At 48.4% G+C, this 1,261-nt stretch carries 2 protein-coding genes and 1 pseudogene; all 3 read right to left on the bottom strand.

Annotation, left to right across the window (positions count from 1 at the left end):
• The coding region (locus LKE08_RS00270; protein ID WP_324702191.1) for a Uma2 family endonuclease at nucleotides 1-329 on the bottom strand (329 nt) is incomplete at its 3' end.
• Nucleotides 330-535: 206 nt separating this feature from the next.
• Nucleotides 536-979, bottom strand: a complete 444-nt coding sequence (locus tag LKE08_RS00265; RefSeq protein ID WP_324702190.1) for a DUF29 domain-containing protein — start codon at nucleotides 977-979, stop codon at nucleotides 536-538.
• Between the two features lie 153 nt (nucleotides 980-1,132).
• Nucleotides 1,133-1,261, bottom strand: a pseudogene (locus LKE08_RS00260) (Uma2 family endonuclease); the annotation flags it as partial.

Genomic DNA, 1,261 nt, shown 5'->3' with positions numbered 1-1,261 from the left:
TGTTCGGGTGTCAGCGCCTCCCACCGAGAGCGAGCTACCCAAGAGGCATCGGGGGAACGGGTGGCGCCGTTGGGGAGGATAAATCCGGCGGAGGAGTCGAAGGCAACACCCAAGTCTTCGTGGGCTTCATCCCAAATTCCCAGTTGGGTTGTCAATCTGCTATTTTTTTTGCCCGATTCGCTGCCGGCGGGTGGGTTCACAATCAATTCTCCTGTGGCGGTCCGTTCTAATCTTAAATCGGGGTTGGCGGCGGCGAGCTCTTGGAATTGTTCCTGGGTGACGTGGAGAAGGGTGGAGGGGGGGAGTTGCAGGGAGAGGGTGGAGTGCATCGAATTTCCTCCGAGAATTTGGGCGGATAGTGTTGATGGTAACTCAGGGGGATGGGAATGCGATCAGTTTCAAATCTTCTCGCCCCCAAACCCCCAATTCTGGGGGCTTTGATTTTTATTCTCGCCCCCAAACCCCCAATTCTGGGGGCTTTGAACGGACAAAAATTTTACGAATCATTTCACGCTGCTATAGTCTCCCTGTTGTTTTAATTGGAGTCTGGGAAAAAATTATCATCTGTCAATTCTTCCCAAGTATAGGGGCAAACTTCGGGAAAAATTTTGGCATCCATAAACGTTTCTTTGATCGCCCCCTTTCGCCCGTATTTATATCCCTTGGAAATTGCCTCATCAAGGCGACTTTGCAAGCCGGGGTTGTCTTCGATAATGCGTTCGATCGCGATTCGCTGCTTGTCGATCGAATGTCGCCAACTGGGGGAGCGATAATCTCTCTGATATTGCCACTTCAGCAAATGCAAAGTAAGCTGTTCGATGGCGGATACAAAAGCTCTATATTCGCTGCGTCCCAAGGCTTCTATCTCCTCAATTACATTCTCCCAATCGACGCGATCGAATTGTTTTTCCCGCAGCAATTGAGCCTGCTGTAAAGACCAAGTATAAAAATCGTCTTCATACAATTGGTTATCATTCATATTGTTTCCATACCACCAGTATAGATGAAATCGTGTAGCACGGGCATCTTGCCTGTGTTATGATTTTAAGGTTGGGTGAGATGATGGCTAAAAATATGGGGAGAGCTATTATGCGATCGCTCTGGAAAAAAGCCAGTCAATTCTACTAGAAAATCAACCCCAAACCCGATTTAATCTCAAAACAAATCCCGGCAATACATCGTCGCCGGGAAGTTCTATTGGATTGTCCAAAACTTCGACTTCTTGTCCGGGGCGGTAGATTTCTACCCGTCGATTTTGGGG

It is taken from the genome of Lyngbya sp. CCY1209 (genome assembly GCF_035615495.1).
GTDB lineage: Bacteria > Cyanobacteriota > Cyanobacteriia > Cyanobacteriales > Microcoleaceae > Limnospira.
This window is presented reverse-complemented; position numbering and strand designations above follow the sequence as displayed.